Below are 15,198 nucleotides of genomic sequence, written 5' to 3'. Positions count from 1 at the left end.
CCCCAACCTCCTCCAGGAGAGCCGCATGCCAGCCCGTACCTCCCGCCCGCTCATGACCGCCCTCGCCACCCTGTCCGCCCTGTCCCTGCTGACGGCCGGGACCGCCCTCGCCGCCCAGGACCCGCAGAGCGGCGCGGTCGCCGCGGCGGCCTGGGACACCGACCGGGCCGCGGAGGCCTACGCCCTGAACCCGGCCGCCGTCACCGCCTCCGGCAGCGAGAACGCCGGCACCGCCCCCGGCCTCGCCTTCGACGGCAACGCCTCGACGCGCTGGTCGAGCCAGTTCGCCGACGACGCGTGGATACGCGTCGACCTCGGCGCCACGCTGCGCATCGACCGCGTCGCCCTGGAGTGGGAGGCCGCCTACGGCAAGCGCTACGTCCTGGAGGTGTCCAGGAACGGCACCGACTGGACCCCCTTCTACACCGAGACCGCCGGCACCGGAGGGTCCGTCACCGCGCACACCTACCCGCAGGAGGTGACCGGCCGCTACGTGCGCCTGCGCGGCGTCGAACGGGCCACGCCCTACGGCTACTCGCTGTACTCCTTCAAGGTCTACGGCGGCGAACCGGCCCCCGCCTCGACGACCCGCTCCAACCTCGCCCTGCACCACCCGGCCTACTCGAACCTCTACCAGCACGCGGGCAACTCGCCGGCCTTCGCGACCGACGGCGGCTGGCCCGCGGACCTCAAGAGCGACTCCAGCCGCTGGTCCAGCGACTGGAACGCCGACCGGTGGATCTCCGTCGACCTGGGCGCGACGTCCACCATCGACACCGTCGACCTGTACTGGGAGGCGGCCTACGCGGTCGACTACGAACTGCAGGTGTCCGACGACAACAGGACCTGGCGCACCGTCCACCGGCCGTCCGCCGCCGAGGTCGCCGCCCGCCGCGCCGACGTGAAGTCGCCCGGCGAGGCCGTGGGCCGGCACGACAGCGTCCGGCTGTCCCAGCCGGCCACCGGGCGCTACGTGCGGATGCTCGGCAAGGAGCGGCGCTCCTTCTACAACCCGGCGCCCGCCACCGCCCAGTTCGGCTACTCCCTCTACGAGTTCCAGGTCTGGGGCACGGGCGGCAGCGCCGCCGCGGCCTATCCGGCCCTGCCCGGCGAGCAGTCCGGCACCTACCAGACCACGTTCTTCGACGACTTCACGTCGGCGAGCCTCGACCGCTCCAAGTGGCGCGTGGTCAGAACCGGCCAGGAGATGGGTTCGGTGAACGGCGAGTCGCAGGCCTACGTCGACTCCGCCGACAACATCAGCACGCAGAACGGCAGCCTGCTGCTGAAGGCGAAGTACTGCAAGGGCTGCACCCAGGCGGGCGGCGGCACCTACGACTTCACCTCCGGGCGCATCGACACCAACACCAAGTTCGACTTCACCTACGGGCGGGTCAGCGCGCGCATGAAGCTGCCCGTCGGCGACGGCTTCTGGCCCGCCTTCTGGCTGCTGGGCAGCAACGTGGACGATCCGTCGGTGTCCTGGCCCGCGTCCGGCGAGACCGACATCATGGAGAACATCGGGTACGCCGACTGGACCAGCACGGCACTGCACGGCCCGGGTTACTCCGCCGACGGCAACATCGGTGCCCGCCAGACCTACCCCGACGGCGGGCGGGCCGACCAGTGGCACACGTACGCGGTCGAGTGGACGCCCACGGGCATGCGTTTCTACGTCGACGACCGGCTGGTCCAGGAGACGACGCGCAACAAGCTGGAGTCCACGCGGGGCCAGTGGGTCTTCGGCCACAACCAGTACGTCATCCTCAACCTCGCCCTGGGCGGCGCGTATCCGGCGGGCTGGAACAAGGTCACCACGCCCTACTGGGGGCTGCCCCAGTCCAGCGTCGACCGCGTCGCCGCCGGGGGAGTGCGCGCCGAGGTCGACTGGGTGCGCGTGGAACAGAAGCGGTGACCCGGGGCTGCCGGGCCCCTTGACGGATGATTGGTCCAGTCCTACCTTCCAGTCACCCGTTCATTGACGGGGTCGCCGTTCATGTGCATGAACTGCGAAACCCCCCACGGACCAAGGGAGTCGGGATGCTCGCACGCCTGCGAGCGCTCACCGTCACCAGCGCGGTGTGCGCCTCCACGATCCTCACCGTCCCCTCGGCCTTCGCCGAGGTGGAACCCGGCGGATGGACGCCGGTCTCCCCGAGCTACACCGAACAGGAGCGGGGGTGCGGGCAGATCGACGGACTCACGTTCCGGCTGACCTGCTCCACCGCCGACGGAGACCAGCGGGCTGAACGCCGCTACGCCACCTACACAGGAGGGACCCGGCAGTTCGAGGGCTACTTCCGCGTCGCCGCCCTCAGCGGGACGCGGATCAGCCTCAAGCAGACCTTCAACGAATCGGCCGCGGGCCCGTACTTCATGCTCGCGGTCGAGCGCGGCGGCCGGCTGTACGCCGTGCACGGCGGCGACACGCTCTCGGGCGCCGGCACCGTCGGCGCGACGGTACGCGTCAACACCGTGCATCAGGTGGGCAACCAGCACCACACCTACATCAACGGCTCGCTGAAGCACACCTACGCGAGCCCCGGCGGCAGCTTCTACGACAAGTTCGGCGCCTACCGCACCAGCAGCGGCAACGGACCCGCCACCGTGGTGTGGAGCGACGTCCGCTTCTGGCGCAAGTAGCCGTCGCCCCATGCGTACGCGCACACGGGTGGTGGTGCCGGCAGTGCTGCTCCTGGCACTGCCGGCCTGCTCATCCGACCCCGGGACCCGTCCTCCGCAGGCCGGCCGGACGCTGCACGCCGTCCGTGCCACCCCCACCGACATCGACCTGACCTGGAAGAAGGCCGGGCCCGGCACCTCCGGGCACGTCCTGGAGTTCGCGACCGAGGAGAAGGGCCCGTACACCGTCCTGCGGTACCTCCCGCCGGGCGTGACCTCCTACCGCCACCCCGACCTGATGCCCCGCACGACGTTCCGCTACCGGCTGCGGCCGTTCTCGGGACCCGCCTCGAAACCGGTCCGCGTCGACCTGCCGCCGGGCGGGATGACGGCCGCGGACGAGGACAGCGGACACGACTGGCTGCCCGCCCGCACGGACCGGGCCCGCAAGGTCCCTGGCCGGCCCCTGCGCGTCTCCGGCGCGGGTGCGCCCTCGGGCCTGCGTGCCGAGATCCGCCACGCCAACGGCATCCGGTTCACCTGGACCGACAACGCCTCCGACGAGGTGGGACTCCTGCTGGAGATCCGCCGCCGGCCCGGGGAGGAGTACGAACCGGTCGTCGTCATGGACCCCGACACCAACGCGACGGGGCTGATCACCCTGCCGGAGGAGAAGCACGCTGCCTACCGCGTCCGCGCCTTCACCTACGGCCCGGCCTCGAACGTGGTCCGTCTGACCACGGGCGGAAGCGGGTGAACGCGCCCCGCCCGGCCGCGCGGACCGGGCGCCCGCCCGTCAACTCCCCTCGCCCGCCCTCGACATGCGCAGGGCGAGCTGCTGGAGCAGATCCGCCGACTTGACGTCGGTGCGGCCCGAGTCGTGCACCTCGGCGAGCTCGGAGAAGAGGAACGCGAAGGCCCCCACCAGCGAGATGGTCGCGGGCAGATAGGCGTCCGCGACGGCCTGCCCCGCCTCGGCGGGACCGGCGTCCGCGGGCACCTCGACACTGGGGAACACCTCCGTCACGAGCGCGCCGAGCTGCGTCTGGGTCGAGTCGACCTCGGCGTCCTCGTCCTGAGCGATCCTGCGGACCATCGCGTTGGTCTCGGTGAGGACGCCGATGGCTCGCAGGATGATCTCCGTCTGTTCCATGCCGTGAGCCTAGACGTGCGACCGCCTTGACGGTCATGACCCTCGCAACCTCCGTGGCCTCGCACACCGGAACCTGCCCGGTCACGCCCCCCCCCGGGGGGTCCCGCGTCTGACAGCGACCGGGACGAAATGGTAGAAGCGTGCATGACCAACTCCAGCTCCACGCGCCCCGCCCGCGTCCGATGACCGCCGGCATCGACACCCCGGACCGCCGGGGCCGCACCGGACTCGACCGCACCGGCCGGGACCTGACCGGCAACCCGCGGGTCAAGATCCGCGACGTGACACTGCTCTCCAGCCACTGGTACGTGGAACGCACCACGACCTTCGACTTCCGGCACGCCGACGGCACCTGGAGCACCCAGGAACGCGAGACGCACGACCGCGGCAACGGCGCCACCATGCTGCTGTACGACGCCGAGCGCGAAACCGTGCTGCTCACCCGGCAGTTCCGTTATCCCGTGTACGTCAACGGACACCCCGACGGGATGCTCGTCGAGACGCCCGGCGGACTCCTCGACGAGGAGGACGAGCACCCCGAGGTCGCCGTACGGCGCGAGGTGGTCGAGGAGACCGGGCACACCATCGGCGAGGTCCGGCACGTCTTCGACGTCTACATGAGCCCCGGTTCGGTCACCGAGCGCGTGAGCTTCTACGCCGCCTCCTACGGCCCGTCCACCCGTACGCACGAGGGCGGGGGCCTGGAGGAGGAGGGTGAGGACATCGAGATCGTCGAACTCCCCTTCCGCAGGGCCCTGGAGATGATCCGCACCGGCGAGATCGCCGACGCGAAGACCATCATGCTGCTGCAGTGGGCCGCGCTGGAGGGCCCGTTCAGCGCCGGATGACGCACGGCGTCACCGGGTCGGCGGGCGCCACTCGAAGAGGATGATCGTGGCGTCGTCCTGGAGATGGTCGCTCTGGGACTCCACGATGGAGTGGATCAGCCGCCGCAGCACCTCCGGGGGCAGCTCGCCGCCCGCCGTGGCGCGGATGACGGAGTCGGTGAACCGCGCGAGGCCGAACAGGCCGCCGTCCCAGGTCCGCGCCTCGGTGACACCGTCGGTGTACATCAGGACGCGGTCGCCCGGCTCCAGGGTGATCTCGTGCACGTGGCGCGAGCGCGCGGCGAGCAGGGAGGGCAGCCCCATGGGCGGCTCCGCCTCGCGGTCCATGGCACCCTCCACCACCCGTTCGTCCCGGATGAGCAGGGGCGGCGGGTGCCCGCAGTTGATCCACCGCAGCAGTCCGGTGGCCAGGTCGAGCTGGCACAGGACCGCGGTGCAGAACTGGTCCGGCAGCCACTGGCTCAGCGCGGCGTCCACGGACTCGACGAGCTCCGGCAGATCCGCCCCCGTACGGCGGGCGTTGCGGCAGGCCGCCAGCGACACCGCCGTGGTCAGTCCCGAGGCCAGGTTGTGCCCCATGGCGTCGAGCACCGACACGTGCAGCGTCGTCTCCGTCAGCGAGTGGTCGAAGGCGTCCCCGCCGATCTCGTAGGCGGGCTCCAGGACGGCCGTCGACACGGCGTGCGTGTTGCCGATCGTGCGGGGCGGGAGGAAGGCGCGGAGCATCTCGGCGGGCAGCTGCATCGGTTCGGTGCGCGTGCGCCGTACGAAGGAGTCCTTGTACGCCCGCTTCGACGTGATCATCATGGCGAGCAGCGTCGCGAGGGTCCGGCCGCGCCGCAGCGACAGGGGGTCCAGGGACGGGCAGTGCACCGCGAGGACGCCGAGGCGTTCCGCCCCGTCCAGCAGCGGCAGCCACGCCGTCATCCCGCCCAGCTCGGACTCCTCGACGCGCAGCGACTGCGTGCGGTACGTCCAGCCCGCGAGGGAGTCGTCGATGTCGAGCGTCGAGGCCACGTCCGTCAGGGGCACGAGCCGGCGCTGCTGCAGATCGGCGAGGTACACCACGGAGTGCTGGAGCCCGAGGGCCTTGGAGCACCGCGCCACCGCCGTGGTCAGGTCCAGCGCCGCGTTGCCGGGATCGGCGAGGAACTCCGTCAGGAGCGCCTCCTCGCTCTCCGCCGTCGCCACCTGTTCTCCCCTCGTCGTGCGTCGCGGCCCGTCGCTCGGGTGTCCCGCCCAGCAGTCTCACACCGGCGCCCGCACCGCGCCCGGCGACACGGAGCCCCCGTCGCCCCCGGAGACCGTCACGCACCGTGTTCACCTGGAGTCCCTGGCGTGCCGGAACGTGTGGTCTGCCTCAGCCTGGATACGCGGGCTGCAAGGCAACGACAACCGTCCGTCCGGAGGACACAGACACATGGGCAGTCAGAACGGCGAAGAAGTGATGGGCGACGAGGTCTACCAGCCCGACGGGACCGAGGGCCGGGAGGACGACGGCATCCTCGACCCGGAGGACACCCTCTCCGACCGCGAGTCCGACCCGTACGAGGAGGGCTGGTCCCCGCCCGAGCGGCCGCTCGCCGTGGACCACGAAGGAACCACGGCACGGGAGCAGCGGGAGGGCGAGAGCCTGGACCAGCGGCTCGCGGAGGAGCGGCCGGACCCGGCGCTGGAGGAGCCCGACACCGGTGACGGCGTCGGCGACCTCCCCGACGGCGAGGGGGAACCCGTGGACGACGAGGTCGGGCAGGAGCGAGCCGGCCGCCTGGTCGCCCCCGACGAGGGCGCCCACGAGGACGCCGAGAAGGACATGCTCGCCGAGGACGTGGGCATCGACGGCGGCGCGGCCTCCGCCGAGGAGGCCGCCGTCCATCGCATCCCGGACGACGAGACCGGCCCCCTGTAACGGCCGGACACCCCCGCCCGCCCCTCACCTGGAGGACACCCGTGGACCGCGACTCCGCGCGCCCCGTCACCTCACCCGACCGCCACCACTCCGAGGTGACCCTCCGGGTGAACGGCAAGCCGTACCCCCTCACCGTCGACCACCGCTCCGTCCTCCTGGACGTGCTGCGCGAGGACCTCGGCCTCACCGGCGCCAAGAAGGGGTGCGACCACGGCCAGTGCGGCGCCTGCACGGTCCTGGTGGGCGGCCGCCGCGTCAACAGCTGTCTCCTGCCGGCGGTCGCCCACGACGGCGCCGACATCACGACCGTCGAGGGCCTCGCCGGCGGGGACGGCGAGGCGCTGCACCCACTCCAGCAGGCCTTCCTCGACCGCGACGCCTTCCAGTGCGGCTACTGCACACCGGGGCAGCTGTGCAGCGCCGTCGGCGCCGTGGCCGAGGCGGAGGCGGGCCATCCCTCGCACGTGACCGACCCTGCCACGCCCTCGGGACGGCCGGTACCGCTGGACGCGGACGAGATCCGCGAGCGGCTCAGCGGCAACCTGTGCCGCTGCGGCGCCTATCCGCACATCGTCGAGGCCGTCGAGGACGTGATCCGGTGAAACCCTTCGCCTACGTACGCGCGGAGAGCGTCGAGGAGGCCGCCGACGCCTACGCCGCCCACCCCGGTGCCCGCTACCTCGGCGGCGGCACCAACCTGGTGGACCTGATGAAGCTCGGCGTGGAGGAGCCCGCCACCCTCGTCGATGTAAGCCGCCTGCCCCTGGACACCGTCGAGGAGCTGCCCGACGGCTCGGTACGCGTCGGAGCGACGGTGCGCAACAGCGACCTCGCGGCCCACCCGGCCGTCCGGGACCGCTACCCGGTGCTCTCCCAGGCCCTCCTCGCCGGCGCCTCGGGACAGCTGCGCAACGTCGCCACCACCGGCGGCAACCTGCTCCAGCGCACCCGCTGCCCCTACTTCCAGGACGTCGACAAACCCTGCAACAAGCGCAGCCCCGGCTCCGGTTGCGGCGCGCGGGACGGCGTCCACCGCGACCACGCGGTGCTCGGCCACTCCGAGCAGTGCATCGCCACCCACCCCTCCGACATGGCCGTCGCGCTCGCCGCACTCGACGCGCGCGTGGAGCTGTACGGACGCGACGGCCGGCGCAGTGTCCCGGTGGCCGAGTTCCACCGGCTCCCCGGCGACCGTCCGGAGCAGGACACCGAGATCGGTCCCGGCGAGCTCGTCACCGGGGTGCTGCTCCCCGCTTCCACGTCCGGACTGCCCTCCGCCTACCGCAAGGCCCGTGACCGTGCCTCGTACGCCTTCGCGCTCGCGTCGGTCGCCGCCGTGCTGGACGTGGCCGACGGCGTCGTGCGGCACGCCGGGATCGCCTTCGGCGGACTGGCCCACCGGCCCTGGCGGGCCCGCCGCGCGGAGGAGGCGCTGCTGGGGGCGGCGCCCACCAGGGCCGCGTTCGAACACGCCGTGGACCTGGAACTTGAGGCCGCCCGACCGCTGCGCGACAACGCCTACAAGGTGCCCCTCGCCCGCGGCCTCGCCATCGACGTACTGGGCCGTCTCGCGCCCCCCGCCGTCACCTGAACCCGGCGTCCCGGACGTCCCCGACGGCCCGCACCGCCGTCACCCGAACCCCGCCCCGGACCGGCACCCGACCAGGCCGGATCCCGGCACGCACAGGAGGACCCATGGCCGACACCGGTACCGCGCTGGGCGCACCCGCCGAACGCCGGGAGGGCCGCGACAAGGTCACCGGCGCCGCCCGTTACGCCGCCGAGCACCCCCTGCCGCGCCGCGCCCACGCCTGGCCCGTGCCCGCCACCGTCGCCGCCGGTTCCGTCCGGGCGATCGACACCGCCGCCGCACTCGACGTGCCCGGGGTGCTGTCGGTGCTCACGCACGAGAACGCGCCCCGGCTGGCGGAGCCCGACGACGCCACGCTCGCCGTGCTGCAGAACGACCGGGTGCCGCACCGCGGCTGGTTCGTGGCCCTGGTCGTCGCCGAGACCATGGAGGCGGCCCGGGCGGGAGCCGCCGCCGTACGTGTCGACTACGCCGTCCGGGACCACGACGTGACCCTCACCGAGGGCCACCCGGCGGCGTACGTCCCCGAGGAGGCCAACGGCGGCTACCCGGCCCACCGCGAACAGGGCGACCCCGAGGGCGCCTTCTGCTCCGCGCCGGTCCGCGTCGACGCCGACTACCGCATCCCTCCGCTGCACAACCACCCGATGGAGCCGCACGCCGCCACCGCCCGCTGGGAGGGCGACCGGCTGGTCGTGCACGACTCCAGCCAGGGCGCCACGACCGTGCGCACCGTGCTGGCGCAGCTCTTCGGCATCCCCGAGGAGAGCGTCACGGTGCTCTCCGAGCACGTCGGCGGCGGCTTCGGGTCCAAGGGCACCCCGCGCCCGCACGTCGTGCTCGCGGCGATGGCCGCCCGGGTGACCGGCCGCCCCGTCACGCTCAACCTGCCCCGCCGCCGGCTGCCCGCCGTCGTCGGCCACCGCGCCCCCACGCTGCAGCGCGTCCGGCTGGGCGCCACCGCGGACGGCACCCTGACCTCCGTGCTCCACGAGGTGACCACGTACACCTCGCGCATCAAGGAGTTCGTGGAGCAGGCCGCCATGCCCACGCGGGTCATGTACGGCTCACCGCACAGCCTCACCACACACCGGGTGGTGCCGCTGGACGTCCCCAGCCCGTCCTGGATGCGCGCCCCGGGCGAGGCCCCGGGCATGTACGCCCTGGAGTCGGCCATGGACGAACTGGCCGTCGAGCTGGGCATGGACCCGATCGAGCTGCGGATCGCCAACGAGCCCGACACCGAGCCCGACAGCGGAAAGCCCTTCAGCAGCCGCCATCTGGTCGAATGCCTGCGCGAGGGGGCGCGGCGCTTCGACTGGTCCCGCCGGGACCCCCGCCCTCGCTCGCGGCAGGAGGGACCCCTGCTGATCGGGTCGGGCGTCGCGGCGGCCACGTACCCGGTGCTGGTCTCGCCCTCCACGGCGGCGGCACGCGCCCTGCCCGACGGCGACTTCGTGGTCCGCGTCAACGCCACGGACATCGGCACCGGCGCGCGCACCGTCCTCGCGCAGGTCGCCGCCGACGCCCTCGGCGTCCCGCTCGATCGCGTCCGCACCGAGGTGGGGAGCAGCGACCTGCCCCCGGCCCCGCTCGCCGGCGGCTCGTCCGGCACCGCCTCCTGGGGCTGGGCCGTGCACGAGGCCTGCTCCCGGCTCCGGGCGCGCCTGGGCGGCCACGAGGGACGGCTGCCGGACGGCGGCATCGAGGAGCGTGCGGACACGGCGGGCACCGCCGACGCCGAGAGCGACTACGCGCGGCACGCGTTCGGCGCCCACTTCGCCGAGGTCGCCGTCGACACCGTCACCGGAGAGGTACGGGTCCGCCGCCTCCTGGGTGTCTACGCCGCCGGACGCATCCTCAACCCCCGCACCGCGCGCTCCCAGTTCATCGGCGGCATGACGATGGGCCTCGGCATGGCGCTGACCGAGGGGAGCACGATGGACGCCCCGTTCGGCGACTTCACGGAGTCCGACCTCGCGTCGTACCACGTGCCCGTGCACGCCGACATCCCGCCGGCCGTCGAGGCGTACTGGGTCGACGAGGACGACCCGCACCTCAACCCCATGGGCAGCAAGGGGATCGGCGAGATCGGCATCGTCGGCACGGCGGCCGCCATCGGCAACGCCGTCCACCACGCCACGGGGATCCGCCTGCGCGAACTGCCCCTGACGCCGGACCGCGTACTCACCGCCCTGGCGGACCACGGAAGCGGGGGACGGCTCCCGTAGCGGAGGGCGGGGCCGCGTCCGCACGCCTTCGAGCGGGCCCGCCCGGCCGGTCCGAGGACCAGGGCGGCGCCGACGCAGACGGGCAGGCGCCGGACGCCAGCCCCCCCGGGACACCAGCCCTCAGCCCTCAGACCCCGTGCGACCGACGACCGACGACCGACAAAGCCGACGCGGGCCTGCGAAGCGCAGACCCGCGTCGGCTGACACGGTGGGGGTCGTCTCGCGACGGACACCCGGTCATTCCGGTGTCTGGTGCGCCCCGGTCAGCGGCCGGTACTCGGGACGCCTGCCCATCCGCTCGGAGGCGAGGAGCGCCAGCAGGGCCGTGACGGCCGCGAGCGCGGCGAGCACCGACACGAGGCCGGCCAGCCACGGCGGAGCCGCGGTGATCTCCAGGCCCTGCGAAAGGCCCGGCGACCTGAGCCGGCCCTCCAGCAACTGCATGACGGCAAGCGCCGTCGGCACGACCACGGCGGTCGCGAGCAGGGGCAGGGCGTTCTTGAGGACCAGCGCCAGGGCGAGCAGCAGACACAGTGCCGAGGCGCCGAGGGCGAAGCCGTACGCGTTCGCCGAAGCGCCGTCCCGGTGCAACGGGAAGTAGGCCAGCGCGCACATCAGGAGGGCCGCGGCGGCGACCCGGGCCGGCCAGGCGGGAGGCGCGCCGTCCCGGCGCGGCGGGCGGGGTCGGCGCGGACGCCGAGCGCGTCCGTGGTCCTCCGGTGCCTCGTGGGCGAGCGCCGGCAGGTCCGCGGAGCCCGGCTGGGCCGCGGAGCCCGGCTGGGACGACGGGAGCACGGAGTGCCCCGCCAGCAGACCGGTGCCGTGCGTGGGCACGTTCTGCTCCTGGGCCAGCTTTCCGATGAGCTGCACGAGCTCCTCGACGGGGCGGCTCGCGGCGGCCCGTACCGCCTCCTCGGCGCAGTGCTGCTCCACGGGCGGCCGGTGCAGCAGCGCCATCAGGCGGGTGACGTCCTCCACCGGGCGGGACTCCGCCGCGGCGCGGATCGCCTCGTCGGCGGAGTCGGGGTGGCGCGGCGGCCGGGTGAGCAGCGCCACGAGCCGGGTGACGTCCTCGACGGAACGGTCCACGCCGACCGCCCGCAGGGCGTCGACGGTGGCTCGCGCGTACTCGGGCGACTGCTCCAGAAGCGTGATGAGCTGCACCACTTCTTCCAGCGGACGGTCGGCGACGGCGGCGTGCACGAGTCCGTGCACGGGGTCGGCGTACTGCTCCTGAGGTGCTGGTCCGGCCCGCACGGGTCCCTCTTGTGCCGGGCGCGCGGGCGGGGCTTCTGCCGTGGGTTCCGCGCCGACGGGCGGCAGGGGCGGCATGGGCGGCGCCGGGGGACCGGCCGCGTCGTGCGCGGGTATCTCCGGCTGGTCCGGGCTGGGCGAGAAAGAGAAAGAGCGGGTGGTCATGGTCGGCTCCATGAAGAGGGTGCGGCTGCCGTCACTCCCCGATGTGCGACGGCAAGCGGATGCTGACCATTCCTATGGGGCCCTCCACCGCCCCGCCACCCGGATGCGGCACCCGTGTGAGTGGCGTCCCCCGCAGGGGTGGGTTCGGAGCTGTACGGGAGTCGGCCCTCGTCAGGCCGTGAGTGCCTCTCTCGCGGTGGCCGCCACCGCGTCGGCCACCGCGGTGAGCGCCGGCGAGTCGAGTTTCCACTGCTGCCAGTACAGCGGCACGTCGACACCGCGCTCCGGGTCGAGCGGGACGAGCCGTCCGTCGTCCAGCAGCGCTGCCGCCTGTACGACCGGCACCATGCCCCAGCCCATCCCGGCCACGACGGCGTCGACGAAGCCCTCCGAGGTGGGCACGAAGTGGCGCAGGGCGGCGGCGCGGTGCCCCGGGCCGCGGAGCGCGCGGACGAAGGCGTCCTGGAGGTCGTCGCGCCGGTCGAAGGCGACGACGGGCGCCTGCGCGAGCACTTCGTGCAGCGGGGTGTCCGGCTGTCCGCCGAGCCACCTCCCGGCCCAGGCGGGGCTCGCCACCGGGAGGTAGGGCATGCGTCCGAGCGGGCGCACGGAACAGCCGGTCACGGGATCGGGCGAGGAGGTCACGGCCGCCATCACCCGGCCCTCCCGGAGCAGGGCGGCGGTGTGGTCCTGGTCCTCGCGGCGCAGCTCGAAGGAGAGGCGCAGGTCTTGCGGTACGCGGGTGAGCGCCGGCAGGAACCAGGTGGCGAGGGAGTCGGAGTTCACGGCGATCGACAGCCGTGTGGGCTCGCCGGAGTCCGTCATGCCCAGCTCCGCGTGCGCGTCGCGCTCCAGCCGGGCCAGCTGACGGGCGAAGCGCACCACGACCTCGCCGGACTCGGTCGGCCGCACCGGTTTCGTCCGGGTCAGCAGGACGCGCCCGGTGCGCTGTTCGAGTGCCTTGACGCGCTGGCTGACCGCGGAGGGGGTCACGTGCAGGGCGCGGGCCGCGGCGTCGAAGGTGCCCTCGTCGACGACCGCGAGCAGGGTGCGGACCTGGTCGAGCGGCAACTCTGTCATCACGGGAGCTAATGATAGGTGAGAATCTTTAGCTGTACTTTCGGGCGAGCTCTTCCTAGCGTCGGTCGCATGACCAACGCCTTCAGCGCCGCGGCGGCCGGATTCGGCACCGGGCTCTCACTCATCGTCGCGATCGGCGCCCAGAACGCCTTCGTGCTGCGCCAGGGCGTCCGCCGCGACGCGGTCCTCGCGGTGGTGGGCATCTGTGCGGTGTCCGACGCCGTGCTGATCGCGCTCGGGGTCGGCGGGGTGGGCGCGGTGGTCGTGGCCTGGCCCGAGGTGCTGACCGCGGTGGGCGTGGTCGGCGGGGCCTTCCTGGTCGTCTACGGCGTGCTGGCCGCCCGTCGGGTGTTCCGGCCGGCCGCCCTGCGGGTGGAGGGGGAGGCGGCCGGGTCGCGGCGGCGGGCGGTGCTGACCTGTCTGGCGATGACCTGGCTCAACCCGCACGTCTACCTGGACACGGTCTTCCTCCTCGGGTCCGTGGCCGCCGACCGGGGCCCGCTGCGGTGGACCTTCGGGCTCGGTGCCGTCCTCGCGAGCCTGTGCTGGTTCACCGCGCTGGGCTTCGGCGCCCGTCTGCTGAGCCGCTTCCTGGCCCGGCCCTCGTCGTGGCGCGTGCTGGACGGTCTCGTCGCCGCGACGATGATCGGCCTGGGCGCCTCGCTCATCGCCGGAGCCTGATCCGCCCTGTCCGTGAGGCTGTGGCCGCCTGCGCTCGCCCCGGTGCACCACGGCGACGGCCGTCAGGCCCAGCGCCAGCCCCGCACCCGTCTGCACTCCGAACGGTTCGCCGAACATCAGCGCTCCCCACACGGCGGTCACCGGCGCCATCAGGAACATGAGGGTGTTGACCCGGGTCACTCCGCAGCGCCGCAGGAGGAGCCAGTACAGGCCGTAGCCGCCGAACGTGGGCAGTACGACGAGCCAGGCGACGGCGACCCAGAAGGGCGTGGCGGAGGGCGGGGCCGCCGTCCCGGTCGCGGCGGCGAACGCGCCGAAGACGACGGCGCTGGTCCCGACGTGGACCGTCATGGCCACGGACGGAGGGACCTGGGAGGGGGAGCGCCGGTCCAGGATCGTGGCCGCCACCAGGCAGAGCATGCCGAGGAACGGCACGAGGTACGCCCACCCGGGGACCCCCTCGGCGGCTCCCGCGTCGGCCGACGTGACCACGGCGACGCCGGTGACGCCCAGGGCCAGCCCGGCCCACTGCGTCCGGGTGACGCGGGTGCCGAGGAGAGGGCCCGCGAGCGCCCCGGTCACCAGGGGCTGCGTGCCGTCGATGAGGGCCGTCGTGCCGGTGGAGACGCCGAGCTGGATGGCGTAGTACACGGTCAGGAGGTAGCCGCTCTGCGACAGGGCCCCCACGAGGACCTGCCGGGCGAGCTCCCTGCGTGTCGCCCCGCGCCACGCGCGCCGCGTGACCGTCAGGGAGGCCATGCCCAGGACGGCGGCCAGGGGCAGGAACCGCCACAGCAGCAGCGTGACCGCGGGCGCGCTTCCCGCCCCGAGCCCGGCGCCGATGAAGCCGGAGCTCCAGGCGACGACGAATGCGATGGAGAGCAGCGGGTTCACTGCGGAGACACCTCCCGGGCCGAGGTCCGGACCGGCCGCGTGTCGAGTAGACCGATCTGTTTACTTCGCTGTCGAGTATACGGATCGGTTTACTGTGGTGGCATGACGAGTGCGACCGGATCCCCCCGCGAGGCCGGGGCCGCCCCCCGCCGGGTGACCCTCACCCCGGCGGCCCGCCGCGTCCTGGAGGCGGCGGGCAGGCTGTTCTACGAGCGCGGCATCCACGCGGTCGGCGTCGACCTGATCGCGGCCGAGGCGGGGGTCACCAAGAAGACCCTGTACGACCGCTTCGGCTCCAAGGAGCAGATCGTCGTCGAGTACCTGGCCGGCCGGGACGAGCGCTGGCGGGCCTTCCTCGCCCCCCGGCTCGAAGCCGCACGCACCCCCGAGGAGAAGGTCGCCGCCGTCTTCGACGCCTCACGGGACTGGACACGGGTGCACGGCCCCCGGGGGTGCGGCATGGTCAACGCGCACGCGGAGATCGACGACCCGGCCCACCCGGCGTCCGCGATCATCGACGGCCAGAAGCAGTGGATGCTCACCCTCTTCACCGACCTCGTACGACCGCTCGTCCCGGAGGCGGCCGAGTCCGCCGGGCGCACCCTGATGCTGCTGCACGAAGGCGCCCTCGTCGCCCACGGCATGAACGTCTTCCCCGGAGCGGTCGACCACGCCCGCACCGAGGCCTGCCGGGTGGTGGCACGGGCCGCCGCCCAAGGACGGGAGGGCTGACGCCTCGTCCTCCATGCGGGCCCCCGGTGCGAGTGGTT

14 protein-coding genes and 1 pseudogene are annotated in these 15,198 nt (G+C 73.4%); 10 read left to right on the top strand and 5 right to left on the bottom strand.

Going from position 1 to position 15,198, the window contains the following annotated elements:
- The first annotated feature begins 25 nt into the window (after nucleotides 1-25).
- The 3 genes from ACFYQQ_RS13015 to ACFYQQ_RS13005 all read left to right on the top strand — a co-directional run bounded on the left by ACFYQQ_RS13015 (nucleotide 26) and on the right by ACFYQQ_RS13005 (nucleotide 3,379).
- Entirely contained in the window at nucleotides 26-1,915 is a 1,890-nt protein-coding gene (locus ACFYQQ_RS13015; protein ID WP_356243507.1) for a discoidin domain-containing protein, read from the top strand.
- 125 nt (nucleotides 1,916-2,040) lie between these two features.
- Nucleotides 2,041-2,643 carry a hypothetical protein gene (locus ACFYQQ_RS13010; protein ID WP_355787230.1) on the top strand — a complete coding sequence of 201 codons (603 nt, stop codon included), beginning with the start codon at nucleotides 2,041-2,043 and terminating at the stop codon, nucleotides 2,641-2,643.
- Nucleotides 2,644-2,653: 10 nt separating this feature from the next.
- Nucleotides 2,654-3,379, top strand: a complete 726-nt coding sequence (locus ACFYQQ_RS13005; RefSeq protein WP_356164100.1) for a fibronectin type III domain-containing protein — start codon at nucleotides 2,654-2,656, stop codon at nucleotides 3,377-3,379.
- Nucleotides 3,380-3,418: 39 nt separating this feature from the next.
- Here ACFYQQ_RS13005 and ACFYQQ_RS13000 read toward each other — a convergent pair whose 3' ends face one another.
- On the bottom strand, nucleotides 3,419-3,775 hold the full coding sequence (locus tag ACFYQQ_RS13000; protein ID WP_355790191.1) for a hypothetical protein: 357 nt from the start codon (nucleotides 3,773-3,775) through the stop codon (nucleotides 3,419-3,421).
- A gap of 182 nt (nucleotides 3,776-3,957) precedes the next feature.
- Here ACFYQQ_RS13000 and ACFYQQ_RS12995 point away from each other — a divergent pair, with 182 nt between their 5' ends.
- A complete protein-coding gene (locus ACFYQQ_RS12995) occupies nucleotides 3,958-4,623 on the top strand; it encodes an NUDIX domain-containing protein (protein WP_355790194.1) in 666 nt (221 codons plus the stop codon).
- A gap of 9 nt (nucleotides 4,624-4,632) precedes the next feature.
- On the opposite strand, the gene ACFYQQ_RS12990 is transcribed toward ACFYQQ_RS12995, so the two are convergent.
- Entirely contained in the window at nucleotides 4,633-5,814 is a 1,182-nt protein-coding gene (locus tag ACFYQQ_RS12990) for a PP2C family protein-serine/threonine phosphatase (RefSeq protein WP_355790189.1), read from the bottom strand.
- A 229-nt stretch (nucleotides 5,815-6,043) separates the two neighbouring features.
- Between ACFYQQ_RS12990 and ACFYQQ_RS12985 the strand changes: the two genes are divergently transcribed.
- The 4 genes from ACFYQQ_RS12985 to ACFYQQ_RS12970 all read left to right on the top strand — a co-directional run bounded on the left by ACFYQQ_RS12985 (nucleotide 6,044) and on the right by ACFYQQ_RS12970 (nucleotide 10,354).
- Nucleotides 6,044-6,532 (top strand): DUF5709 domain-containing protein, encoded by a 489-nt coding sequence (locus ACFYQQ_RS12985; protein WP_355790186.1) that lies wholly within the window; start codon nucleotides 6,044-6,046, stop codon nucleotides 6,530-6,532.
- A gap of 41 nt (nucleotides 6,533-6,573) precedes the next feature.
- A complete protein-coding gene (locus ACFYQQ_RS12980; RefSeq protein WP_356164094.1) occupies nucleotides 6,574-7,134 on the top strand; it encodes a 2Fe-2S iron-sulfur cluster-binding protein in 561 nt (186 codons plus the stop codon).
- The gene (locus ACFYQQ_RS12975; RefSeq protein ID WP_355788701.1) at nucleotides 7,131-8,123 is read left to right on the top strand and encodes a xanthine dehydrogenase family protein subunit M; all 993 of its coding nucleotides are present in this window, start codon (nucleotides 7,131-7,133) and stop codon (nucleotides 8,121-8,123) included. Before ACFYQQ_RS12980 ends, ACFYQQ_RS12975 begins: the two co-directional genes overlap by 4 nt.
- Nucleotides 8,124-8,227: 104 nt before the next feature.
- Entirely contained in the window at nucleotides 8,228-10,354 is a 2,127-nt protein-coding gene (locus tag ACFYQQ_RS12970) for a xanthine dehydrogenase family protein molybdopterin-binding subunit (protein ID WP_388904487.1), read from the top strand.
- A gap of 237 nt (nucleotides 10,355-10,591) precedes the next feature.
- Here ACFYQQ_RS12970 and ACFYQQ_RS12965 read toward each other — a convergent pair whose 3' ends face one another.
- The gene (locus ACFYQQ_RS12965) at nucleotides 10,592-11,773 is read right to left on the bottom strand and encodes a hypothetical protein (protein WP_388904485.1); all 1,182 of its coding nucleotides are present in this window, start codon (nucleotides 11,771-11,773) and stop codon (nucleotides 10,592-10,594) included.
- Between the two features lie 171 nt (nucleotides 11,774-11,944).
- Nucleotides 11,945-12,856: a LysR family transcriptional regulator ArgP gene (locus tag ACFYQQ_RS12960; protein ID WP_388904483.1), complete on the bottom strand. Its 912-nt coding sequence runs from the start codon at nucleotides 12,854-12,856 to the stop codon at nucleotides 11,945-11,947.
- A 66-nt stretch (nucleotides 12,857-12,922) separates the two neighbouring features.
- Here ACFYQQ_RS12960 and ACFYQQ_RS12955 point away from each other — a divergent pair, with 66 nt between their 5' ends.
- Nucleotides 12,923-13,534: a LysE family transporter gene (locus ACFYQQ_RS12955; RefSeq protein WP_356243521.1), complete on the top strand. Its 612-nt coding sequence runs from the start codon at nucleotides 12,923-12,925 to the stop codon at nucleotides 13,532-13,534.
- Here ACFYQQ_RS12955 and ACFYQQ_RS12950 read toward each other — a convergent pair.
- Nucleotides 13,484-14,428: pseudogene (locus ACFYQQ_RS12950) on the bottom strand (DMT family transporter); the annotation flags it as partial. The gene ACFYQQ_RS12955 and the pseudogene ACFYQQ_RS12950 overlap by 51 nt on opposite strands.
- A gap of 102 nt (nucleotides 14,429-14,530) precedes the next feature.
- Between ACFYQQ_RS12950 and ACFYQQ_RS12945 the strand changes: the two are divergent.
- Nucleotides 14,531-15,160: a TetR/AcrR family transcriptional regulator gene (locus tag ACFYQQ_RS12945; RefSeq protein WP_356164084.1), complete on the top strand. Its 630-nt coding sequence runs from the start codon at nucleotides 14,531-14,533 to the stop codon at nucleotides 15,158-15,160.
- Nucleotides 15,161-15,198: the final 38 nt, after the last annotated feature.

Source organism: Streptomyces sp. NPDC005496 (genome assembly GCF_042872045.1).
In the GTDB taxonomy this organism is placed as follows: Bacteria; Actinomycetota; Actinomycetes; order Streptomycetales; family Streptomycetaceae; genus Streptomyces.
The sequence above is the reverse complement of the archived record's forward strand: the minus strand, read 5'-3'. Positions and strand labels throughout refer to the sequence as shown.